Here is a 23,584-nt window from a genome sequence, read left to right as displayed (position 1 = left end):
CGGGCGGTGGCGGGCCGGGCGGCGACCGCGCGGACGCGGGGTGACGGTGGCACCGAGTCGCGCGTAGGCTGGCACTGGATTTCCGTCCTTCGAAGGAGAACGCATGGACCTCTCGGGCGCATCCGCCCTCGTCACGGGCGGGGCCAGCGGCCTCGGATTCGCCACCGCGCAACGGCTGTCGGCCGCGGGCGCAGCGGTCACGATCGTCGACCTGCCCTCGTCCGCGGGCATCGAGCGCGCGGCCGAACTCGGCGGCACGTTCGCGCCCGCCGACGTCACCGACCCCGACCAGGTCGCGGCCGCGGTTGCCGCGGCGACCCGGGCCGGCCCGCTTCGCGTGGTCGTGAACTGCGCCGGCATCGCCCCTCCCGCGAAAGTGCTGGACCGCGAGGGGCGGACGACGCCCCTCGCGGACTTCGAGAGGCTCGTGCGCATCAACCTCGTCGGCACCTACAACGTGATCGGGCAGGCGGCCGCCGCGATGGCCGCATCCGCTCCCGACGGCGTCAGCGGCGACCGGGGAGTGATCGTCAACACGGCGTCCGTCGCCGCCTTCGACGGGCAGATCGGGCAACCCGCCTACTCCGCATCAAAGGGCGGCGTGCACGCGATGACGCTGCCGATCGCGCGCGAACTCGCGCGGTACGGCATCCGGGTCGTCACGATCGCGCCCGGGATCATGGAGACCCCGATGCTGAAGGGCCTGCCGCAGGCCGCGCAGGACTCGCTCGGTGAGCAGGTCCCGTACCCGGCGCGACTCGGGCGGCCCGACGAATACGCTTCGCTCGTGCTCGAGATCGTCCGCAACGGCTACCTGAACGGCGAGACGATCAGACTCGACGGCGCGATCCGGATGGCGCCGCGGTGAGCGACTCGATCCTCCTCCACGTCGAGGCGGGCCTCGCCCGTGTCACCTTCAATCGTCCCGACCGGCTGAACGCCATGGACTTCGCGATGGGTGAGCGCTGGCGCGACGTCGCGCGCCAGGTGACGTCGGATCCCGCCGTCGGGGCGATCGTCATCGACGCCGTCGGGCCCGCGTTCTGCGCGGGCGGCGACGTGATGATGATGGCCACCTCGGGGGCGGATGGTTCCGCGGTGACGGATGCGGCGCACGTCATCCACGCCGGCATCCGGGCCTTCGTCGAATCCGACACGCCCGTGGTCGCCGCGGTCCAGGGCGCCGTCGCCGGCGGCGGGCTGGGGCTCATGCTCACCGCCGACTACATCGTGGCGGCCGAGGGTGCCAAGTTCGTCAGCCGTTACGCGAACATCGGACTCACCCCCGACCTCGGGGTGTCGACCCTGCTGCCGGCCGCGATCGGTCAGCGCCGCGCGCTGCAGCTCCTGCTGCAAGACCGCACGCTGTCCTCCGCCGAGGCGCTCGACTGGGGACTCATCGCGGAGATTGCGACGGACCCGGGCGCGCGAGCCGACGAGATCGCCCGCTTCTGGCTCGACAACGCGACCGGGGCGTTCGGGCAGGCCAAGCGCCTCGTCCGCACCGGCGCGCACCGGGCGTTCGCAGAGAACCTCGACGACGAGGCGCAGACGATCGGCGCCGCGTTCGACACCCCCGACGCGCACGCGCGCGTCGCCGCGTTCGCCGCCGCATCCGGACGCTCGTCCCGCTCGAAAGGAACCTCATGACCGAGAGCACTCTCGCCGGCAAGACCATCCTCATGTCGGGCGGAAGCCGCGGCATCGGCCTCGCGATCGCGCTGCGCGCCGCCCGTCACGGCGCGAACATCGTGCTGCTCGCGAAGACCGACACTCCGCATCCGAAGCTCGAAGGAACCGTGCACACGGCGGCCGCGGCGATCGTCGAGGCGGGCGGACGCGCGCTGCCGCTCGTCGGCGACGTGCGCAACGACGACGACATCACGGACGCCGTCATGAAGGCGCAGGGGGAGTTCGGGGGGATCGACATCGTGATCAACAACGCCTCCGTCATCGACCTCTCCGGCTCGCTCGACCTCTCGGCCAAGAAGTACGACCTCATGCAGGACGTCAACGTGCGCGGCACGTTCCTGCTCTCGCGGGCTGCTGTGCCGATGCTGAAGGACGCCGAGAATCCGCACATCCTCTCGCTCTCGCCGCCGCTGAACCTGTCGCCGAAGTGGCTAGGCGCGCATACCGGGTACACGCTCGCGAAGTACGGGATGACGATGGCGACCCTCGGGATCGCGGCCGAATTCGCAAGCGACGGCATCGCCGCGAACACCCTCTGGCCGCGCACGACGATCGCGACCGCCGCTGTGCAGTTCTCGCTCGGCGGCGAACGGATGATGCGCGCAAGCCGCACGCCGGAGATCTACGCCGACGCGGCCTACGAGGTGCTGCGCCGGCCCGCGGCGGAGCGCACCGGGCAGACGCTCGTGGTCGAGGACGTGCTCACCGAGTCCGGCGTGACCGACTTCTCGCGCTACGCCGCGGTGCCCGGCACGCCCGATGCCGAGCTGTTCCCCGACATCTTCCTCGACTGACGCGGAGATGCTCGAGTGACATAGGAGATGGATGCGGAGCGCTCCGCATCCATCTCTTACACAAGTTGCGACTCCTACCCTGAGCGGATGTCATTTTCCGCACATCGTCCCGGTGAGTTCGGCTCCGACGGTCGATTCACCGTTCCCGCCCAGGCGGAGGGCGACCCGCTGTACCTGTCGGACGTCCGAGGCGACGCGCCCGCGGTCGACGACGCTGCCGCGGCGGACGCAGGCCCCGAGCCGGAGGCTGCCCCGGCGGTGGGGGACACAGCGGTGACGGACACGGCGGCCGAGCCGGAGACCCCCGCGAACGCCGTGACGGATCCGCCCGCGAACGACGCGACTCCGGCGGAGCGACCGCCGCGCTCCCGAGGGCCCCGCTCGCCCCGGTCCCGCCGCAGGCTGCCCTGGAGTCGACGGCTCGCGGTGCTCGGCGGCGCGGAGAACGACGTGCTCGATGACGTGCCGACCGAGACCCCCCGCTTCGTGCAGATGTTCTTCGTGCTGGCGGGAACGGCTCTCGTGTCGGCCCTGTCGATGCTGTTCGCCCTCGTCAGCGGGGTGCGGATCTCGCCGTGGATCGCGGTGGTGCTCGCGATCGTGTGGGCCCTCATCATCTTCAACCTCGACCGTTTCCTGACCTCGACGATGCGCTCCACCCGAAACGTCTGGCGGCTCATCGGGCTGGCGTTCCCGCGCGTCATCATGGCCGCACTGATCGGGATCGTCGTGGCGGAACCGCTCGTGCTGCAGATCTTCCAGAACGACATCGCGCGGGAGGTCACCTCGACGAACGTCTCGCAGGCGCTGTCGGATCAGGACGCGGTCACGAGCGGCCCGGAGAAGCAGGCGCTGGACGCGGCGAGTGCACGCGTGAGTGCGCTCGAGAACCAGGCGGCCACCGGCATCGTGGCGGGTACCTCCAGTACATCCGCCGAGTCGGTCGCCGCGCAGCAGACGGTCGACCAGCTCACGGCGCAACTCGCCGAGCGGCAGACGGTGATCGACCAGGCGCGCGCGCTCTACCAGTGCGAGCTCACCGGTGAAGGAGCGGGCACGGTTCCCGGGTGCACGGGCGTGCAGGGGTCGGGCGCGAGCTCGGATGCCGCGCAGGCGCAGCTCGCGCAGGCGCAGACCTCGTACGACGATCTCGCGGCTCAGCTGCAGCAGGCGACCGCCGCCCTCACCGCGGCGAACGCGGCCGGCACGGACGCCGCAGCCAACTCGGCCGCGCAGAACACCCAGCAGGCCGAAGACGAGCTACCGGCAGCACGCGCGCAATACGACGCCGCCTTGGCCGCCTACAACGAGCGCGCGGCGGCCGTCGCCGATACGAACGCCGGAGCGCAGGGCATCCTCAGTCAGATCACCGCGCTCGAGCGCCTGTCGCAGCGGGAACCCGTGCTCGCCTGGGCGCACTGGCTCATCGCGGCGCTCTTCTTCATGATCGAGCTTCTGCCGGTGCTGGTGAAGGTGCTGACGAGCTTCGGCGATCCGTCGCTCTACGAGAAGGCGGACGCCCTGCGCCGCCAGGTGGCCCTCGACCGGGTGACCGCCCGCACCTGGCGCGAGCGCGCCGCGATCGTCACCAAGGTCTAGTCCGGAGCGCCCACGTGCGCCGGAGCACCGGCGTCGAGGCGCACGGCTCGGGCGGGGGCGGGTGGGGGCCGCTGGCAGGTCGCCCGGCCGGCCCCGGCGGTGCGCCGCGCAGGACTCCGGCACGGTGCCGGCGCCGGCACCGGTGCGGGCCAACTCCTCCAGAGTCGGCGCTGGGCGGCCGGGCTGCAGGCCGGGTCGCCGTTTTGGAGGAGTTAGCGGCGAGGTTGGCGCCCGCGGCTCCGCTCGCGACCCGGACAAGCGGCGCCGCGCGATTACGCCGGGGTGGTGCGGTGCGGGTTCCGGCCTCGACGTGCGAGCTAACTCCTCCAGAATCGGCGCTGGGCGGCCTGGCTGCGGACCTGGCACCCGTTTTGGAGGAGTTAGGGCGTGGCTGCCGACCTCGACGCCGGCTCAGCTCGCGACCCGGAGGAGTGGCGCCGCGCGATTACGCCGGGGTGGTGCGGCGCGGGTTCCGGCCTCGCGGCGAGCTAACTCCTCCAGAGTCGGCGCTGGGCGGCCTGGCTGCGGGCCTGGCACCCGTTTTGGAGGAGTTAGGGCGTGGCTGCCGACCTCGACGCCGGCTCAGCTCGCGACCCGGAGGAGTGGCGCCGCGCGATTACGCCGGGGTGGTGCGGCGCGGGTTCCGGCCCCGCGTGCGAGCTAACTCCTCCAGAGTCGGCGCTGGGCGGCCTGGCTGCGGACCTGGCACCCGTTTTGGAGGAGTTAGCGCGAGGCCGTCGCCGCGCATCAGCGCGTGCATCGTCGACGCGCGGCGGCGCGAGGCGACCTCGACGCCGGCCTCGGGCGCGACCTCGACGTCCGGCCCCGGGCACGACGCGGGGAAGCGGCGCCGCGCGATTACGCCGGGGTGGTGCGGCAAGGGTTGCGGCCCCGCGTTCGGGCCAACTCCTCCAACAACGTGCGGGATGTGCCGGGCGCCCGCCGGAACCCGTGTTCTGGAGGAGTTAGCCGCCCGCCGCCGGGTCAGATCAGGCCGTGGCGGCGGAAGGCGTTGGCCACGCCGTCGTCGAGCACGCTGGTGGTGACTTCGTCGGCCAGCGCCTTGAGTTCGTCGCTGGCGTTGCCCATGGCGATGCCGACTCCGCAGACCTCGAACATCTCGACGTCGTTCCAGCTGTCGCCGATGCCGATCGCATCGGCGGCGTCGATGCCGAGGTGGTCGAGCACCGTCTGGATCGCGGAGCCTTTGGTCACGCCGCGCATGCCGATCTCGCCGTTGCTGCCTCCCGGCAGGGGCATGCTGCCGGAGACCACGTGGAACGTGTCGCCGAGTTCGACGCGGGCGCGTTCGACGGCGTCGGCCGTCTCGCTCACGAAGACGGCTTTCGCGACCCGCGACCGGTCGATCGTGTCGAGGTCGCGGAATCGCGGCCGGCCCTGCGGCGCGCTCTGCGGCTCGGCGCCCTCGTGGGCCGACAGCCAGCGGTTCAGCATCTGGGCGACGACGGCCTGCACCTCGACGGAGGCGTAGACCGCTTCGTCGGTCTGCAGGAAATAGTGGATGCCCGCGTCGGCGAAGAACGCCTCGAGGCGCGCGACGGCGTCCTCGGGCATGGGGTCGGCGACGAGCACCTCGCTACCGACGGCGGCGTAGGCGCCACCGTTCGTGATGGCGCCGTCGAAGCCGATGGCCTGCACGTCGGGGTGGATGTCGCCCGCCGAGCGGCCGGTGCTGAGGTACACGGGCACGCCGCCGGCGCGGGCGGCGCGGATCGCGTCGATGGTGGAGGGGGCGATGGTGCGCCCGTGGTCGAGGATCGTGCCGTCGACGTCGAGGAAGGCGATGCGGGGAGTGGTCACGATGATCCATTCTGCGTCGTCGAGCGCGGCGCGGGCGAACCGGGCCCCAGGGAAAGACCGGAGGCGGACACGGGAAAACGGATGCGGTCCGCCAATCGTCGGGCGGACCGCATCCGTTGTGCAGGTCAGCGGCTGAGGCTGGCGCCGTTCGTGGCGATGACCTCTGAGTACCAGTCGAACGACTTCTTCGGGTAGCGCTCGAGGGTGCCGCTGCCGTCGTCGTTGCGATCGACGTAGATGAAGCCGTATCGCTTGCTCAGCTGCGCGGTGCTGGCGCTGACGATGTCGATGCAGCCCCAGGTGGTGTACCCGAGCAGGTCGACGCCGTCTTCGAGGGCCTCGCCGACCTGCACGAGGTGGTCGTTCAGGTAGGCGATGCGGTAGTCGTCGATGACGGTCTTGCGGCCGTCGATCTCGACGAGCTCGTCGCGCGCGCCGAGCCCGTTCTCGACGATGAACAGCGGCTTCTGCCAGCGGTCCCAGAACTGGTTCAGCACGACGCGCAGACCCACCGGGTCGATGGCCCAACCCCACTGGCTGACGGGGAGCTTCGGGTTCTCCACGCCGCCGAACAGGTTGCCCTTGCCCTCGCGGATGACCTCGGGGTCGGCCGATTCGGCGACGCTCGAGTAGTAGCTGAACGACACGAAGTCGACCGTGTTCTTGAGGGTCTCGCGGTCTTCGTCGGTGATGTCGAGCTCGACGCCCTGCTCGCGCAGGATCCGCAGTGCGTAGCCGGGGTACTCGCCGCGCACGTGGATGTCACCGAACATGAGGTTCGAGTGATCCGTGTGCAGCGACTTGAGCACGTCCTGCGGGTCGGGCGTGAACGGGTAGGTCGGCATCGCGAGGATCATGCAGCCGATCTGCGCGTTCGGGGCGAGCTCGCGGGCGATCTTGGTCGCCGACGCGCTCGCGACGAGCTCGTGGTGGATCGCCTGGTAGAGGTCCTTCGTGGACAGCTCTTCCTTCGGCGTCTGGATTCCACCGCTCATGAAGGGCGCGTGCAGGACGGAGTTGATCTCGTTGAAGGTCAACCAGTACTTCACGCGTGCGCCGTAGCGGGTGAACAGCACGCGGACGTAGCGCTCGTAGAACCCGATGAGGTCGCGGCTGACCCAGCCGTCGTACTTCCGGGCGAGGTTCAGCGGGGTCTCGTAGTGCGAGATCGTGACGAGCGGCTCGATGCCGTGCTTCTCGAGCTCGTCGAAGACGCGGTCGTAGAAGGCGAGGCCCTCTTCGTTGGGCTCGGCGTCGTCACCGTTCGGGAAGATGCGGCTCCACGCGATCGAGAGGCGGTAGACACCGAACCCCATCTTCGCGAACAGAGCGATGTCTTCCGCGTAGCGGTGGTAGAAGTCGATCGCCTCGAGCTTCAGGTTGTCGGGCGTGGGGGCCTCGACGGGCGGCGCCATGATGCCCTTGGGCATGACGTCCTGGATCGACAGACCCTTGCCGCCCTGGTCGTAGCCGCCCTCGATCTGGTTCGCGGCGGTCGCGCCGCCCCAGAGGAATCCGTCGGGGAAAGGTGTGGTGCTCATTGCTCTTCTCTGTCTCTTCGTGGGATACAGGCGCTTCGGGGAGAAGCGGGGGAAGGGTGGGGGAGCGGAGTCCGCGCCCCCACCCCGGTGTCACTTGGCGGCGACGACCTGCTCGACGGCGATGGCCGAGAACAGCAGCTCACCGTGGGCGATCGGCCCCGAGGCGGCCGTACCGATGGTGGGGTACAGGTCGGAGTTCGTGACGATCACGGGAGTGATCAGGTCGTAGCCGGCGGCCGTGATGGCGTCGACGTCGAACTCGAGCAGCAGCGCGCCTGCCGTGACCTCCTGGCCGGAGGTCACCTTCAGGTCGAAGTGCTGGCCGGCGAGCTTGACCGTGTCGATGCCGACATGGATCAGCACCTCGGCGCCGTCTGCCGTGCGCAGGCCGATCGCGTGACCGGTCGGGAAGGCGGCCACGACGGTCGCGTCGAACGGCGCGTACAGGGCACCCGAACGGGGACGGATGGCGACACCCTGACCGAGGCTGCCGTCGGCGAATGCCGCATCCGGCACCTCCGAGAGCGGCACGGCCGTGCCGTCGAGGGGGCTGAGCACGTCGACGTTGGTGCTCTCGGCGGCCTGCGTCGCGTTCTCCTCCGGGTCCTTGAATCCGACGATCACGGTGAGCAGGAACGGGATGACGATCGCGGCGGCCAAGCCGATCACGAGTGCGATCATGTTGCCGTTTCCGAACAGGGCCGGGAGGGCGAGGGTGGACGGCACCACGAACGCGGTCGCGAAGACGCCACCCATCGTGATGATCGCGCCACCGATCACACCGCCGACGATGCCGAAGGCGAAGGGGCGCTTGAGGGGCAGGTTGATGCCGTAGATCGCGGGCTCCGTGATGCCGGCGAGGAAGCCGGAGAGCGTCGCGGGGGCGGCGAGGGACTTGAGGTTCTTGTTCCGCGTGCGCACCCAGACACCGGCGACGGCGGCGGCCTGCGCGAGGACGGCGGCGAAGATGGGGGCGACGAGCAGGATCTGACCGGTGGTCTGGTACTCGAGCGTGAAGAGCGGGACGAGGCCCCAGTGCAGACCGAAGATGACGAAGACCTGCCACAGGCCACCCATGATCGCGCCACCGAGCCACGGCACGGTCGCGAAGACCCAGCCGATGCCCTCGCCGATCCAGCCGCTGAGGATGGCGGAGATCGGTCCGATGACGACGAAGACCAGCGGAACACCGATCAGCACGACGATCATCGGGGTGACGAAGCGGCGGATGGCGCCGGGCAGCTTCGCGTAGAGGAACTTCTCCGCGTGGCTCTGCAGCCACACGATGATGATGATCGGGATGACGCTGGAGACGTAGGTCACCATCGTGAACGGGATGCCGAAGAACGTCAGGTCGGGAGCGCCGACGAGCGGGGTGAGCGTCGGATACAGGAGCGCTGCGGCGATCGCGAACGACGTGTATTCGGATGCCTTGAAGTACCGCGCGGCGGTGAACGCCAGCGCGAGCGGCAGGAAGTTGATGAACGCGTCGGACAGGGCGTTCAGTACCGCGTACGTCGACGTGGCGGTGTCTATCCACCCGAAGGTGACGGCCGCGGCGAGGAACGCCTTGAGCAGGCCGGTGCCGGCGAGCGCCCACAGGAGCGGGGTAAAGATCGCCGAGATCATCGCGATGAAGCGGTTGAACAGGTTGCCCTTGGGTCCGGCTTCGGCGGGAGCGGCCTCGGCGGACGAACCACCGAACTTCGAGATCTTGCCGATCGCGGCGTAGACCTCGGGCACGTCGTTGCCGATGACGACCTGGTACTGGCCGCCGGCCTGTGCGGTCGTGATCACGCCGGGCGTGGCCTTGAGGGCTGCGGCATCCGCTTTGCTTTCGTCCTTCAGGACGAAGCGCAGTCGGGTTGCGCAATGCACGAGCGAACTCACGTTCTCTTCGCCTCCGACGCCCTTGAGGACGCCGGCCGCGGTCTGGGAGTAGTCCATCGCGGACTCTCGCTTTCTGCCGCTCCACTGCGGCTCTCGGGTGAGGAAGACGCGGGCCGGACTGCTTCCGGGCAACAAAAAAACCTGAACTCGTTCACCACCGTTTCGGTGATGTGAGTTCAGGTTTTGCCTGCGTGCGCAGTAACAATCCGTCGCGTCGCAGGGCGTTACCGTCCTGCGACGCTCAAGCTACCACTTCGTCTCCGCCTTCGCCAGAAGAATTTTCGGCGGGCGGGGCGGCGGGCGGGGCGGCGACCTGGCTGGCGAGCCGCTCGACGTGCACGATCACGTACAGCAGCTCTTCGTCGGTGAGCTCGGATCCGGTGGCCTCGCGCACGTAGTCCTTCACGTGCTCCGCGATCTCGTACGAGCGCGGATAACTGTGCTTGGCGAACTCGAAAAACGACGTGTCGCTGCCCCGCAGCATCGACTTCGAGACGAGCCGCTGCAACAGGAACTGCACGTGCAGCACGAACCGGGCGTAGTCGGGACTGCTCGTGTCGAGGGCGACGCCGAGGCCCGTCTCGACCGTGGTCGCGACGTGCTGCACGCGGCGGAACAGCAGGGCGGCCGTGCCGTTGGGTTCGTCACGGGTGGCGTTCAGCAGGTGCATCGTGAGGAACACCGCCTCCTCCGCCGGCAGCTCGCGACCGAGCGCCGCGCTGATCGAGGCCGCCATCCGCTCGGCCGCCGCGAACTCCTGCGGATGCAGCACCCGGAGCTCGGGCATGTGCGTCGCGGGGATCCGGATGCCTTTGTCGAGGCGCTCGAGCACGAACTGGATATGGTCGATCGCCGCGATCGTGAGGCGCCGCCCGAGGCTGCGCTGCAGCATCCGTTCGGCCTCATCGCTGGCGCGGGAGACGGCCTCGACGACCGCGTAGGGAACCTCCGCGAGCATCTTGCGCTCGCGCTCGCCGTCGGGGCCGGACTGCAGCACGAACGTCTTCTCGACCTTCGCGGGGTCGATCACGTCGTCGGGTTTGCGCTGGAAGCCGATTCCTCGGCCCATGAGCACCCGCTCCCGGCCTTCGGCGTCGACCGAGATGACGACGTTGTTGTTCAGCACCTTGTGGGCGACGACGCCGTCGGGGTGCGACCCGGAGCTGCTGGTCACCATGGCTTGCATCCTACGGGCGGTGCGCGGTACCGAAGTGCGGTTCGCCCGGGCATACACCCAGAACCCTCGTCTACCCTGGGAGGATGACCGATCTCACTCCCGTGCGCACCACGAAACCCCGCCAGGTGCGCCCGGCGACCGAGGGCTGGTCGCAGAAGAAGGACGACACCGGACGCCCGCTGCTGCAGTTCGCGAGCCCGAAGCGCGGCAAACCGCCCGTGCACCTGGCCGATCTCACGGCCGAGGAACGCGTTGCGAAGGTGACAGAACTCGGGCTTCCCGGCTTCCGTGCGAAGCAGCTCGAGAAGCACTATTTCACGCACTACACGTCGGACCCCGACCAGATGACCGACCTGCCGGCATCCGTTCGCACCGAACTCGTCGCCGGCATGCTGCCGCCGCTGCTCACCGAGGTGCGGCGGCTTGAGACCGATCGCGGCGACACGATCAAGTTCCTCTGGAAGCTGCACGACGGCGCCCTCGTCGAGTCGGTGCTGATGCGCTACCCGGGCCGCATCACGCTCTGCGTGTCGTCGCAGGCCGGATGCGGAATGAACTGCCCGTTCTGCGCCACCGGCCAGGCGGGGCTCACGCGCAATATGTCGGCGGCGGAGATCATCGAGCAGATCGTGCGCGCCAACCGGCTTATCGCCGACGGGGGCCTCGGCGGCAAGAAGAAGGATGACCACTCGCTCGACCGTGTCTCGAACATCGTCTTCATGGGCATGGGTGAGCCGCTCGCGAACTACGCCCGCGTCATGCAGGCGGTGCGGGTCATGGTCGACAAGGACCACGGACTGGGCATGAGCGCCCGCGGCATCACGGTGTCGACGGTGGGTCTCGTGCCGGCGATCCGCAAGCTCGCCGACGAAGACATCCCGGTGACGTTCGCCCTCTCGTTGCACGCCCCCGACGATCACCTCCGCGACGAGCTGATCCCGGTCAACTCGCGCTGGAAGGTCGACGAGGCGCTGGATGCTGCGCGCAACTACTTCGACAAGACCGGCCGTCGGGTGTCGATCGAGTACGCCCTCATCAAGGACATGAACGACCACGGCTGGCGGGCCGACCTGCTCGCCGAGAAGCTCAACCAGCGCGGTCGCGGGTGGGTGCACGTGAACCCCATCCCGCTGAACCCGACTCCCGGGTCGATCTGGACCGCATCCGATGTCTCCGTGCAGAACGAATTCGTTCGCCGTCTCAACGACGCCGGAATTCCGACGACACTGCGCGATACTCGCGGTAAGGAGATCGACGGTGCCTGCGGGCAGCTCGTCGCCACCGCCGAAGACGAAGCGGTCGCCGCCGACACTCCCGTAGGAGCCGACCAGCACAGCTGACGCGCTGCGCACGCCGCCGAGGGGGAACGGATGCTGACGCTCATCGTCTACGCGATCGTGACGATCGCGTTCGCGGGGATCGCGACCTGGGTCGCTCGCCGGCTGCTGGATGACCGGGTCGGACGCGTGCGTCCGCTGATCACCGGAATCGTCGTGTTCCTGGCGGGGACCCCGCTGTGCGTCTGGGCGCTCGAGCGGGCCGATGTCGTGGTCGGAGACCGGGTCGTCGTCGATGACGGGGTGGCGGTCCTGTTCCTCCTGCTCGTGTTCGGGTGGTTGTTCGCCGTCGTGGTGATCGCGATCGTCGCGTTCGAGTTCCTCTGGCCGACCAAGCCCGGCCGGAACCCCGTGACGACGGTGCGGGAGCTGTTCCGCCGCCGGGATCGCGCGCGTCGCTACGCGCAGATTTTGATGATCGCGTCGCGCCACGGCCTCGGCGTGTACCGGCACCACCGCACCGGCGCGGGCGACGACCTCGCGGCGTCGCTCGTCGCGGCGATGAACGAGGCCGGGGTGACCTTCATCAAGATCGGGCAGGTGCTCTCCACCCGAGACGACGTGCTGCCGCCGTACCTCATCACGGCGCTCGCGACGCTGCAGATGGAGACCACGCCGATTCCCTGGTCGGAGGCGCGCGGGGCGATCGAAGCGCAACTGCGCCGCCCGCTCGACGAGGTCTTCGCGTCGGTCGACGAGGTTCCGATGGCGGCCGCATCCGTTGCGCAGGTGCACGCCGCGACGCTGCGCAGCGGCGAGGAGGTCGTCATCAAGATCCAGCGGCCGACCGCTCGTGCGCAGGTCGCGACCGATCTCGATATCGTCGAGCGGTTGGCCGCCGATGTCGAGCGCCGCACCGACTGGGGGCGCGATTACGGCGTCGTCGCCCTCGCGGCGGAGTTCGGCCGGTCGCTGCGCGAGGAGCTCGACTACCGCGTCGAGGCCGGGAACACCGAGATGCTCCGCGGCGCGGTGTCGCGCTCGACCCGCGAGAGCGTGCGCGTGCCGCAGGTGTTCGCGGCGTACACGACGGCCCAGATGCTCGTGCAGGAACGCGCGTCCGGCACGGCGCTCAGCCACATCGATCCGACCGCGATGGATCCGGATGACGCCCGAGCGATCGCCGATCGCCTGCTCGACTCGGTCTTCGACCAGATCGCCGTGCGCGGCGTCTTCCACGCGGATCTGCATCCGGGCAACGTGCTCCTCGCCGACGACGGTTCGCTCACGCTGATCGACTTCGGGTCGGTGGGGGTGCTCGAAAAGAGCATGCGGCGGCTGCTGCTTCCGCTGCTCACCGCGATGGCGAACGAGGATGACGTCGCGGCAACGGATGCGTTGCTGCTGGTCGTGACGCCGCCCGACACGGGCGTTCTCGACCAGGGGGCGCTGCAGCACGACGTGGGGGTCATCCTGACGAGACTCCACAATTCGCCGATGGATCAGAACGTGTTCCGCGCGCTCGTCGACGTGCTGCGCCGGCACCGGCTGGCCCTCGCCCCGTCGCTGCTGCTCGTCTTCCGAACGCTCGCGTCGCTGGAGGGGTCGCTCCGGCGCATCGTGCCGAGCTACGACATGGTCGGACGGGCGCTCGAGATCGCTCCGCGGATCGCTCGCGAAGTGGTCTCACCGCGTTCGCTCGCGCTGACCCTGCAGACCGAGGCCGCTCTCGTGAGCGAGCAGCTCCGTCAGGTGCCGCGGCGGCTCGAGACGCTCGCGAACCAACTGGAGGACGGCACGTTCTCGATCCGCATGAAGACGTGGGAGGGCAGTGAGGGTCGCGGATGGATCGAAGAGCTCATGGGCCGGCTGACGACGACACTCGTCGGCATCGCGCTCATCGTCGTCGCGGTCATCATGGGGGTCACGGTCACCGGTCCCGAACTCACCCCGGACCTGCCGCTCTTCCCGTTCCTCGGCGCGGTCGTCGGTCTCGTCGGGCTTCTGCTTCTGCTGCGGAGCCTGCGCGCCGCATACGCCCGGCGACGATCCGGTCGCTGAGTCGGTCGGCCGCTGAGCCGAGACCCGCTGAGGCTCGGCGGTTTCACGGGTCCACCGGATGGGGGATGCCGGGGCAACCGGATGACGGTCGCGTCGGGCGCCGTGAGCGCGGGATGCTCGGGGCATGACGGAAACGGTCGTGCGGGTCGAGGACCTGCGCAAGACGTACCACGGAGGGTTCCAGGCCCTCGGTGGCGTGAGTTTCGAGATCGCGCGCGGCGAGACGTTCGCCCTCCTCGGCCCGAACGGGGCGGGGAAGAGCACGACGATCGAAATCCTGGAGGGGTACCGGGAACGGACGAGCGGCGTGGTGGAGGTTCTGGGGACGGACCCGCACCACGGCGACCTCGACTGGAAGGCACGGCTCGGGATCGTGCTGCAGAACACGGGGGAGGCGCCGGTCGCGACCGTCCGCGAGATGCTCGTGCACTTCGCGCGGTTCTACCCCCGGCCACGCGACGTCGACGAGACCATTGCCGCGGTCGGGCTCACGGCGAAGGCGAACGCGCGCGTGCGTACCCTCTCGGGTGGCCAGCGGCGCCGCGTCGACGTCGCGCTCGGGATCATCGGCAACCCCGATCTGCTGTTCCTCGACGAGCCGACGACCGGATTCGACCCGGAGGCCCGGCACCAGTTCTGGGACCTGATCCGCGTGCTGCAGGCCGAGGGGACGACGATCATCCTGACGACCCACTACCTCGAAGAGGCGTCCGCGCTGTCGAGTCGGGCCGCCATCGTCGTGGGGGGCGCCCTCGTGGCGATCGGGCCCATCGATCAGATCGGCGGTGCGGATGCCCGCATCCCGATCGTGCGGTGGCGAGAGGACGGCGTCGTCCGAGAACAGCGCACCGAGCGGCCCGGCGAGTTCGTGTCTCGTCTCGTGGCCGCGGGGGATGCGGAACCCGACGATCTCGAGGTCGTCCGGCCGAGCCTCGAAGACGTGTACCTGAGCTTCCTCGCGACCGAGGAGAAAACGGGCGCGGCGGTGCCCGCATCCGGCGTCGCATCCGATCGAGGAGCGTCCGGCGCTGCATCCGACCGAGGAGTGTCCGCATGACCGCCCCCGCATCCGCCGTCCCGGTGTCGGCGCCGCGCCGATCGTCGGGGATCGGCCACACGCTCCGTCTCGGCTTCTGGCGCATCGGCTACGAGGTGCGCGGCTACTTCCGGCAGGGCGACTCGGTCTTCTTCACATTTCTCTTTCCGCTCGTGATGCTGCTGATCTTCTCGGTCGCGTTCAGTGCCCAGACCTTCGGTGCACCGGGCGACGAGATCAGTGCGGCGGCGTTCTATCTGCCCGGGATGGTCGCGGCGGGACTGCTGCTTTCGGGCACGCAGAACATGGCGCTCGACATCGCGACCGAACGCAGCGACGGCACCCTGAAGCGTCTGGGCGGCACGCCGCTCGGGCCGGTGGCGTACTTCATCGGCAAGCTCGGGATGGTGCTCGTCACCGGGCTCCTGCAGTCGGCGTTGCTGATCGCGGTCGCGGCGCTCGCCTTCGGCGTCGCCCTGCCCACCGATCCGATGAAGTGGGTCACGTTCGGGTGGGTGTTCCTCCTCGGCGTCACCACCTGCGCCATCCTCGGCATCGGGCTCAGCTCGCTGCCGAGGTCGGGGCGCAGCGCGTCGGCCGTCGTCATCCCGATCGTGCTGGTGCTGCAGTTCATCTCCGGCGTCTACATCCAGTTCTCGACGCTGCCGGCCTGGCTGCAGGGCGTCGCGAGCATCTTCCCGCTGCGCTGGCTGGCGCAGGGGATGCAGTCGGTGTTCCTTCCGGAGTCGTTCGCGTCGATGACGCCGAGCGGCACGTGGGAGCACGGACTGATCGTCCTCGTCACCGGCATCTGGCTGGTGGCGGGACTCGTCCTCGCCCGTGTGACGTTCCGCTGGATCCGCAAGGATGGCTGAATGACGGATGCGAGGGCCGACGCGGCGGCCGCGAGCGGGAGGGTCTGGGGGGTCTCGCTCGCGGCCGTGCTGGCGTTCTGCCTGATCGCGGCGCTGAACGCGTCGGCGGGTGAGCCCGACTGGCGCAGCATCGGGCTCACCGTTGCCGTGTCGTTGATCTACGGCGCGGTGTTCGTTCTCTTCGTGCGCCGGGTGATGCCCCGGTCTTCCGGGGCGTTCGTCGCCGCCGCGGTGACCATCGTGATGGTGGGCGTGATGACCGCGGTCGTGCCGAGCAGCGCCGTGCTCCAGTTCTGGGCGTTTCCGCTCTTGTGGGGGCTGCTTCCCTCCCCGCGCCTCGCGATCCCGGCGTCGTTCGCGCTCGCCGCGGCGGTGTTCGCGGGGTTCGCGGTCAGCACCGGCGATGAACGCGGATGGTTCGTCACCGCGCTCCTCACCGAGGTGATCTCGTTCGCGGTCAGCATCATCATGGGACTCTGGGTGCTGAGCGTCTACGCATACGGGCGGGAGCGCGAGCGGCTGCTCGCGGAGTTGACGGCCGCGCAGGACGAACTGGCGGCGCTGCATCGCGACGCGGGTGTCACGTCCGAGCGGGCACGCCTCTCCCGCGAGTTGCACGACACGCTCGCGCAGAGCCTGACGGCGGCCGTGCTGCTCGTGCAGCGCGCGCGGCGCGAGCTCGCGGCGGGCGCCGACGCCGATGAGACGCTCGATCTCGTGGAGGAGTCGGTGCGCGACGGACTCGGCGAGACGCGCCTGCTGGTCGCCGGTAACGCCCCCGTCGAGCTCGCGGCGGGCGGCGGCATCGGCGCGGCGCTCGAAACGCTGGCGGCGCGTTTTCGCCGGGAGGCGGGCGTTCACGTCGACGTCGACGTGCGCCTGAACGCACCGCTGTCTCGCGAAGCGGAGGCGGCGCTGCTGCGCTGCGCGCAAGAGGGGTTCGGCAACATCCGCAAACACGCCGGTGCTCGCCGGGTCACGGTTCTGCTGACGGGCGACGACACCGGCGCGGAGTTGCGCGTGCGCAACGACGGGCGCGGGTTCGATCCGGATGCGGACGCCACCGGCTTCGGGCTGGCGGGTCTGCGTGCGCGCCTGCGGCTGGTCGGTGGCACGCTCGATCTCGACGGGACGGACGGGGCGGTCGAGCTGCGTGCGCGGGTGCCCCGGGAGGTGGACGCATGATCCGAGTTCTCATCGCTGACGATCACCCGATCGTGCGGGCGGGGCTCGTCGCCCTGGTGGCCGCGGCGCCCGACATGGAGGTGGTCGGCACGGCAGCGACTGGCGCGGAGGCGGTGGCGCTCGCCGCATCCGTCGCTCCCGATCTCGTTCTGATGGACCTGCGGATGCCGGGAATGGACGGCGATGAGGCGACCGAGCAGATCGTCGCCGCGGATCCGGATGCGCGGGTGCTCGTGCTGACGACCTACGAGACGGATGACGCGATCTTGCGGGCGATCGGGGCGGGGGCTCGTGGCTACCTGCTGAAGGCATCGCCCGAGGCGGAGCTGCTGGCCGGCATCCGCGCCGTCGCGCAGGGTGAGGTGGCGCTCGCGCCGAGCGTGAGCCGGGTGCTGGTGCGGCAGGCGGGGCGCCCGAAGGAGCCCGACGCCCCGGTGCTGTCGCCGCGCGAAGTGGAGGTGCTGCGTCTGGTCGCCGCCGGGCACAGCAACCGGGCCATCGGTGAGCGCCTCTACCTGGGCGAGGCGACGGTGAAGACGCACCTGATGCACGCGTTCACGAAGCTCGAGGTGCGGGACCGCACCCGCGCCGTCACCCGTGCCATGGAGCTCGGGCTGATCTGACGGGGCCCGTCACGTTCGCGCAGCGATGTAGCGGTCGAGGGTGCGGGTCGGGGACTTCGCCACTCGCCGCCAGGTGCCGCCGGGATCCCACCATCCGGGGCCGCGCACCTCGGGGACGCCGCGACGCATTCTGACCGACCAGCCCCCGCTGTCGAGGGTGCGGTGGTGATGCCAGCAAAGCAGGACGCCGTTGTCGGTGCTCGTGGGTCCGCCCGTCGCCGCCTCGTGCACGTGATGGATCTCGCACCACGCGGCCGGCACATCGCAACCCGGAATGATGCAGCCGCCGTCGCGCAGGGTGATCGCGCGTCGCTGATGATGGTCGAAGACGCGATCCGGGATCTCGATGCGCGCGATGCGACCGGCCCGATCGAAGACGACGTGCTGCACGCTGCCCGAACACGCGATGCGGCGTGCGACGGACAGCGGGACCGGCTCGTCGATGCCGTCGAGGTGCGCGACGCCGTGTCCGGAAGCGAGGTCTTCGTGCCGGACCGACACGAGCAGTGTGGGGGCTGCACCCCCGATGGTGGGGACCTCGCTCGACCGGGCGGCGACGTTGAGCGCGGTCGCGAACGCATCGTGGAGCTTCTGCGGACGGGTCCGGGAATCGACAGGTGCGTCTTCTTCGGATTCGGGCTCGGATTCGAGCTCGGTGTTGTCTCGGAAAGTGACGCGGGCGCGCGGGTTGTTGATCGCGTGGTCGAGGCGCGTGAGCGGGGCAGCGACTTCAGGGAGCAGTTCGCCGCGGATCGGCACGCGGCCGTCGCGACAGGCACCGAGGACCAGCCCGCGGTGACGCTCGGCCGCATCCGCGCGGGGTTCGGCGCCGTCGGGGTCGAGGTACATCGCCCACACCTGGGCCTGCAGCCGCAGATCGTCTGCCGTCGGCAGCCCGTTTTCGTCGGCCCCTTCACCTCGGGCACTCGCGGCGAGCTCCGTCTCGGCCGCGGCGCGCTGCTCCGCGGAGATATCCGCAGCATCGAGGGTCGCGGAAACCGCCGTCACGGCGTCGACGCCGATGGCTCCGGCGGCGACTGCGGCGCGCAGAGCGGGGTACGGAGCGGGCAGAGTGTCGCCGGTCAGTGCCCTCCGGGTCGCGGTAGCGGCACCGGCGCGCGCGTAGTCGCCGGAGGTGCGGCCCGATGTGCGCGTCACGCGCTGGATCAGCTCACGGGTGTGCCGGCATCCGTATCGCGTCGTCATGCGCTCCGCTCGTGCGCTCGAGGCGGAGCGTGCCTGCACTTCTCCTGCAGCCTCGGTGACGAGTGCTTCGGCTCGACGGATGACTGCCGCCGCCGCATCCATCACCGCGAGGACGTCGTCGTCCGTGGCGGAGCGCAGCGCGCCCTCGGCGAAGACCTCGGACGCGACCGCACCCAGCCGCGACTCGAGGTCGCGGATGATGCGGATCGTCCCGTTCATGTCTTGAGTCTCGCACCGACCTCCGACATCACCCCGGTACCCGATTCCCAGGTTAGGCGGTCAAACGTGGCTCGCTTTTGATGCGCCTCGGGACGCCGGCGTCGAGCCCCGCGAGACTGCAACTTCGCGCCGAGACAGTGGGGTTACCCCGCACTCTCGGCGCCCAGATGCAGTCTCGCGGATACGGCCGGAGAGTCCACAGGACTGCGCGCCGCCCCCAAATCGCCCGCCCGCGTCACGGAGAAGTCAAGCGCGGCCCCCGCATCCGGAGCCGCCGTTAGCGTGGAGGAATGGTCAATTATCGCTATCTCGGCAACAGTGGTTTCAAGGTCTCGGAGATCACCTACGGCAACTGGATCACGCACGCCTCGCAGGTCGAGAACGAGGCCGCGGTCGCCACGGTGCACCGCGCACTCGACCTCGGCATCACGAGCTTCGACACGGCCGACGCCTACGCGAACACCGCCGCCGAAGAGGTGCTCGGCGAGGCGCTGAAGGGGCAGCGTCGCGAGTCGCTCGAGATCTTCACGAAGGTCTACTGGCCGACCGGCCCCGCGGGTCCCAACGACCAGGGACTCAGCCGCAAGCACATTCTCGACAGCATCAACGGCTCACTCCGCCGGCTCGGCGTCGACTACGTCGACCTGTACCAGGCGCACCGGTACGACTACGAAACTCCCCTCGAAGAGACGATGCAGGCTTTCGCCGACCTCGTCCGCCAGGGCAAGGTGCTGTACATCGGTGTGTCCGAATGGAACGCCGAGCAGCTTCGCGCCGGTCACGCGCTGTCGAAGGAACTCGGGTTCCAGCTCATCTCGAACCAGCCGCAGTACTCGGCGCTGTGGCGGGTCATCGAGGAGAAGGTCGTGCCGACCTCGGAAGAGCTCGGCATCTCGCAGATCGTCTGGTCGCCGATGGCGCAGGGCGTGCTGAGCGGAAAGTACCTTCCGGGTCAGGCCGTGCCCGCCGGATCGCGGGCGACCGATGACAAGAGCGGAGCGAACTTCATCAAGAACTTCCTCCGCGACGAGGTGCTCGAGGCCGTGCAGCGGCTGAAGCCGGTCGCTGAGCAGGCAGGGCTGACGATGCCGCAGCTCGCAATCGCGTGGGTGCTGCAGAACCCGAACGTCTCGGCCGCTCTCGTGGGAGCTTCGCGTCCCGAGCAGCTCGACGACACGGTCAAGGCGTCCGGCGTCGTGCTCGACGCCGACGTGATGACGGCCATCGACGATGCCCTCTCGGGCGTTGCCGAGACCGATCCGGCGAAGACCGTGTCGCCGAAGGGCCGTCCGACCGACTGACGATGACCATCCGCAGCGCGGGGCTCTTGCTCTACCGGGGGCAGCGGGCGCTCGAGGTGCTGATCGCGCACATGGGCGGCCCGTTCTGGGCGCGCAAGAACGAGGGCGCCTGGTCGATCCCCAAGGGGGAGTTCGACCCGGCGGAAGAGTCGGCGGCGGATGCGGCGGCGCGCGAGTTCCGAGAGGAGCTCGGCGTCACCGCCCCCGCCGGCCCGTCGGCCTTCGTCGAGCTCGGCACGTTCGCGTACGCCTCCGGCAAGCGCGTGACGGTCTTCGTCGCCCAGGGCGGCGATCTCGATCTCACCGTGCTGAGTTTCGGTGAGTTCGAGATGGGGTGGCCGCCGCGGTCGGAGCGTACCGCATCCTTCCCCGAGGTGGACCGTGTCGCATGGGTCACTCCCGCCCGCGCGCGTGAGCTGCTCGTGAAAGGGCAACGCCCCGCGATCGACGCGCTGGAGGCCGCGCGCGCCGCCGGGCCCGAGGGGTAGCTCGCCAGCCTCGCGCGTCCGCCGTCTCCCCTCTCGCCGCCCGCGTCCGCCATCACCCCGCCCGGCGCGCTACTTTTCTGCTCCCGCGCTTCAGATCTGAGGCGCGTGAGCAGGAAACTGGCGCGCGACGGGCCGAGTGAGCAGGAGAGTGGCCCGCGACGGATCGGCTTCCCCGCACCGCACGCGGGCGAGCCGTCGCGGCCGCGCTGTCGTACGGTGGAGGGTGAGCCGTCCGCAGCGCCGTGGATGCCAGACTTCGGCGCCGGCCGCGCCGCCCACCATCCGGGAGCATCATGACCATCACGCACCACCTGCGCGTCCATCGCAGTGACGAGAACCTCGCCCGCGAGGGGCAGCTCGCGTGGCACATCGCCCAGGTCGCCGCCGACCCCGTGGCCGTCGACGACGACGTGGTCGACATGATCGTCAACCGGCTGATCGACAACGCGGCCGTGGCGGCGGCATCCCTCACCCGGCGGCCCGTGAGCGCCGCGCGCCAGCAGGCGCTCGACCACGCGGTCTCGATCGGCGGAAACGGGGCGACCGTGTTCGGGTGCGCGCTCGAGCGGCGTTCGAGCCCGGAGTGGGCCGCGTGGGCGAACGGGGTCGCCGTCCGCGAGCTGGACTACCACGACACGTTCCTCGCCGCCGACTATTCGCACCCCGGTGACAACATCCCGCCGATCCTCGCGGTCGCGCAGCATGTGGGGGCGGATGGCGCGGCGCTGCTTCGCGGCATCGCGACGGGGTACGAGATCCAGATCGATCTCGTTCGGGCGATCTGCCTGCACAAGCACAAGATCGACCACGTCGCGCACCTGGGGCCGTCGGCCGCCGCCGGAATCGGTACGCTCCTCGGGCTCCCCGTCGAGACGATCTTCCAGGCGATCGGGCAGGCGCTGCACACGACCACCGCGACCCGGCAGTCGCGCAAGGGTGAGATCTCGACATGGAAGGCGCACGCCCCGGCGTTCGCGGGGAAGATGGCGGTCGAGGCTGTCGACCGGGCGATGCGCGGTGAGACCTCGCCGTCGCCGATCTACGAGGGCGAGGACGGTGTCGTGGCGTGGATGCTGGACGGCCCCGACGCGTCGTACGACGTGCCGTTGCCGGCCGAGGGCGAGCCGAAGCGCGCGATTCTCGACTCGTATACGAAGGAGCATTCGGCCGAGTACCAGGCGCAGGCGTGGATCGATCTGGCCCGGCGCCTCGGGGCCGAGAATCCGGCGCTGCGCGACCCGGAGAACATCGAGTCGGTCGTGCTGCACACCAGCCATCACACGCACTTCGTGATCGGTTCGGGAGCGAACGACCCGCAGAAGTACGACCCGGCGGCATCCCGGGAGACGTTGGATCACTCGATCCCGTACATCTTCACCGTCGCCCTGCAGGGCGGCAGCTGGCACCACGTCGACTCGTACACGCCGGAGCGCGCCGGACGCGCCGACACGGTCGCGCTGTGGCAGAAGGTCACGACCGCCGAGGATGCGGAATGGACCCGCCGGTACCACTCCGACGACCCCGACGAGAAGGCTTTCGGCGGCCGGGTGGAGATCCGCCTGACCGACGGCTCGACGATCGTCGACGAGATCGCGGTCGCCGACGCGCACCCGCTGGGCGCTCGCCCGTTCGCGCGGGCCGACTACATCCGCAAGTTCCGCATCCTCGCCGAACCGGTGCTGGATGCGGCCGAGATCGAGCGATTCCTCGCTCTCGTGCAGCGTCTTCCCGAGCTCAGTGTCGACGAGGTGCGCCAGCTCTCGATCGTCGCGAAGCCCGGCGTGATCCTCTCGGCGCCGGCGCCCAAGGGTCTGTTCTGATGCTGTACGCCACCACATCCGCGGCCGAGAAGCGTCGGTTGCTGCGCGAACGGCTCGCGTCGGGTGAGCTGCTGCGTTTCCCGGGCGCGTTCAACCCGCTGTCGGCGCGGTTGATCGAGCGCAAGGGATTCGATGGCGTGTACATCTCGGGTGCGGTGCTCGCCGCCGACCTGGGCCTGCCCGACATCGGGTTGACGACGCTCACCGAGGTCGCCGGCCGGGGTCAGCAGATCGCCCGGATGACTGAGCTCCCCGCCATCATCGACGCCGACACGGGGTTCGGTGAGCCGATGAACGTGGCGCGCAGCATCCAGACCCTCGAAGACGCCGGTCTCGGCGGCGCGCACATCGAGGACCAAGTCAACCCGAAGCGCTGCGGGCATCTCGACGGCAAGTCGGTCGTCGATGCCGATACCGCGGTCAAGCGCATCCGCGCGGCCGTGGATGCCCGGCGGGATCCGAACTTCCTGATCATGGCCCGCACCGACGTGCGCGCTGTCGAGGGGTTGGACGTGGCGATCAACCGCGCGAAGGCCCTCGTCGATGCGGGGGCGGATGCGGTTTTCCCCGAGGCGATGCGCGACCTCGGCGAGTTCGAGGCGATGCGCGCCGCGCTCGACGTGCCGATCCTCGCGAACATGACCGAGTTCGGGAAGAGCGAACTGTTCTCGACCGCGCAGCTGCGGGATGCGGGCGTCAACATCGTGATCTGGCCGGTATCGCTGCTGCGCATCGCGATGGGCGCCGCCGACCGCGCCCTCGACGAGCTCACCGCCGAAGGCCATCTCCGTGCGAAGCTCGGGGAGATGCAGCACCGCGCCGATCTCTACGACCTGATCGACTACGAGCAGTACAACCGCTTCGACCAAAGCGTTTTCGACTTCCACGTCGAACGCTGACCCCACGCATCCGTGTCCTGTTCATCGCGTTCCGTGTTCCGAAATCTGCCGCTGCGGTTCAGCGGCATAATTCGGCATAC

Annotated in this window: 19 protein-coding genes; 14 read left to right on the top strand and 5 right to left on the bottom strand. The window is 69.7% G+C overall.

Annotated features, from left to right (window positions below):
- Positions 1-103: 103 nt before the first annotated feature.
- The 4 genes from LQ938_RS13775 (at position 104) to LQ938_RS13760 (ending at position 4,085) form a co-directional block, all read left to right on the top strand.
- Positions 104-868, top strand: coding sequence for an SDR family NAD(P)-dependent oxidoreductase (locus LQ938_RS13775; RefSeq protein ID WP_223723091.1), 765 nt, complete (start codon positions 104-106; stop codon positions 866-868).
- Positions 865-1,650, top strand: coding sequence for an enoyl-CoA hydratase/isomerase family protein (locus LQ938_RS13770; RefSeq protein ID WP_223723090.1), 786 nt, complete (start codon positions 865-867; stop codon positions 1,648-1,650). The genes LQ938_RS13775 and LQ938_RS13770 overlap by 4 nt, the downstream gene beginning before the upstream one ends.
- Positions 1,647-2,486, top strand: coding sequence for an SDR family oxidoreductase (locus LQ938_RS13765; RefSeq protein WP_223723089.1), 840 nt, complete (start codon positions 1,647-1,649; stop codon positions 2,484-2,486). The genes LQ938_RS13770 and LQ938_RS13765 overlap by 4 nt, the downstream gene beginning before the upstream one ends.
- A gap of 87 nt (positions 2,487-2,573) precedes the next feature.
- The gene (locus LQ938_RS13760; RefSeq protein WP_223723088.1) at positions 2,574-4,085 is read left to right on the top strand and encodes a DUF4407 domain-containing protein; all 1,512 of its coding nucleotides are present in this window, start codon (positions 2,574-2,576) and stop codon (positions 4,083-4,085) included.
- Positions 4,086-5,069: 984 nt separating this feature from the next.
- Here LQ938_RS13760 and LQ938_RS13755 read toward each other — a convergent pair.
- The 4 genes from LQ938_RS13755 to LQ938_RS13740 form a co-directional block, all read right to left on the bottom strand.
- Positions 5,070-5,906 carry an HAD family hydrolase gene (locus LQ938_RS13755; RefSeq protein WP_223723087.1) on the bottom strand — a complete coding sequence of 279 codons (837 nt, stop codon included), beginning with the start codon at positions 5,904-5,906 and terminating at the stop codon, positions 5,070-5,072.
- A gap of 125 nt (positions 5,907-6,031) precedes the next feature.
- A complete protein-coding gene (locus LQ938_RS13750) occupies positions 6,032-7,447 on the bottom strand; it encodes a glycoside hydrolase family 1 protein (protein ID WP_223723086.1) in 1,416 nt (471 codons plus the stop codon).
- Positions 7,448-7,537: 90 nt separating this feature from the next.
- Positions 7,538-9,394: a beta-glucoside-specific PTS transporter subunit IIABC gene (locus tag LQ938_RS13745; protein ID WP_223723085.1), complete on the bottom strand. Its 1,857-nt coding sequence runs from the start codon at positions 9,392-9,394 to the stop codon at positions 7,538-7,540.
- A gap of 184 nt (positions 9,395-9,578) precedes the next feature.
- Positions 9,579-10,514, bottom strand: coding sequence for a PRD domain-containing protein (locus tag LQ938_RS13740; RefSeq protein WP_223723084.1), 936 nt, complete (start codon positions 10,512-10,514; stop codon positions 9,579-9,581).
- An 83-nt stretch (positions 10,515-10,597) separates the two neighbouring features.
- On the opposite strand from LQ938_RS13740, the gene rlmN reads away from it, so the two are divergent.
- The 6 genes from rlmN to LQ938_RS13710 all read left to right on the top strand — a co-directional run bounded on the left by rlmN (position 10,598) and on the right by LQ938_RS13710 (position 17,571).
- Positions 10,598-11,854, top strand: a complete 1,257-nt coding sequence (gene rlmN / locus LQ938_RS13735; protein WP_223723083.1) for a 23S rRNA (adenine(2503)-C(2))-methyltransferase RlmN — start codon at positions 10,598-10,600, stop codon at positions 11,852-11,854.
- A gap of 30 nt (positions 11,855-11,884) precedes the next feature.
- Positions 11,885-13,852: an ABC1 kinase family protein gene (locus LQ938_RS13730; RefSeq protein ID WP_223723082.1), complete on the top strand. Its 1,968-nt coding sequence runs from the start codon at positions 11,885-11,887 to the stop codon at positions 13,850-13,852.
- Positions 13,853-13,976: 124 nt separating this feature from the next.
- On the top strand, positions 13,977-14,909 hold the full coding sequence (locus LQ938_RS13725; protein ID WP_223723081.1) for an ABC transporter ATP-binding protein: 933 nt from the start codon (positions 13,977-13,979) through the stop codon (positions 14,907-14,909).
- Positions 14,906-15,763, top strand: coding sequence for an ABC transporter permease (locus LQ938_RS13720; RefSeq protein ID WP_223723080.1), 858 nt, complete (start codon positions 14,906-14,908; stop codon positions 15,761-15,763). The genes LQ938_RS13725 and LQ938_RS13720 overlap by 4 nt, the downstream gene beginning before the upstream one ends.
- On the top strand, positions 15,764-16,948 hold the full coding sequence (locus LQ938_RS13715) for a sensor histidine kinase (RefSeq protein WP_223723079.1): 1,185 nt from the start codon (positions 15,764-15,766) through the stop codon (positions 16,946-16,948).
- Positions 16,945-17,571, top strand: a complete 627-nt coding sequence (locus tag LQ938_RS13710) for a response regulator (RefSeq protein WP_223723078.1) — start codon at positions 16,945-16,947, stop codon at positions 17,569-17,571. The genes LQ938_RS13715 and LQ938_RS13710 overlap by 4 nt, the downstream gene beginning before the upstream one ends.
- Before the next feature lie 9 nt (positions 17,572-17,580).
- Here LQ938_RS13710 and LQ938_RS13705 read toward each other — a convergent pair whose 3' ends face one another.
- Positions 17,581-18,996, bottom strand: a complete 1,416-nt coding sequence (locus LQ938_RS13705) for an HNH endonuclease signature motif containing protein (protein ID WP_223723077.1) — start codon at positions 18,994-18,996, stop codon at positions 17,581-17,583.
- Positions 18,997-19,286: 290 nt separating this feature from the next.
- Between LQ938_RS13705 and LQ938_RS13700 the strand changes: the two genes are divergently transcribed.
- The 4 genes from LQ938_RS13700 to prpB all read left to right on the top strand — a co-directional run bounded on the left by LQ938_RS13700 (position 19,287) and on the right by prpB (position 23,504).
- Entirely contained in the window at positions 19,287-20,297 is a 1,011-nt protein-coding gene (locus tag LQ938_RS13700) for an aldo/keto reductase family protein (RefSeq protein ID WP_223723076.1), read from the top strand.
- A gap of 2 nt (positions 20,298-20,299) precedes the next feature.
- A complete protein-coding gene (locus LQ938_RS13695) occupies positions 20,300-20,785 on the top strand; it encodes an NUDIX domain-containing protein (protein ID WP_223723075.1) in 486 nt (161 codons plus the stop codon).
- A gap of 293 nt (positions 20,786-21,078) precedes the next feature.
- On the top strand, positions 21,079-22,605 hold the full coding sequence (locus tag LQ938_RS13690; RefSeq protein ID WP_223723074.1) for an MmgE/PrpD family protein: 1,527 nt from the start codon (positions 21,079-21,081) through the stop codon (positions 22,603-22,605).
- Positions 22,605-23,504, top strand: a complete 900-nt coding sequence (gene prpB, locus LQ938_RS13685; protein ID WP_223723073.1) for a methylisocitrate lyase — start codon at positions 22,605-22,607, stop codon at positions 23,502-23,504. Before LQ938_RS13690 ends, prpB begins: the two co-directional genes overlap by 1 nt.
- The last annotated feature ends 80 nt before the right edge of the window (positions 23,505-23,584 follow it).

It is taken from the genome of Microbacterium sp. cx-55, from assembly GCF_021117345.1.
GTDB lineage: Bacteria > Actinomycetota > Actinomycetes > Actinomycetales > Microbacteriaceae > Microbacterium.
The sequence above is the reverse complement of the archived record's forward strand: the minus strand, read 5'-3'. Positions and strand labels throughout refer to the sequence as shown.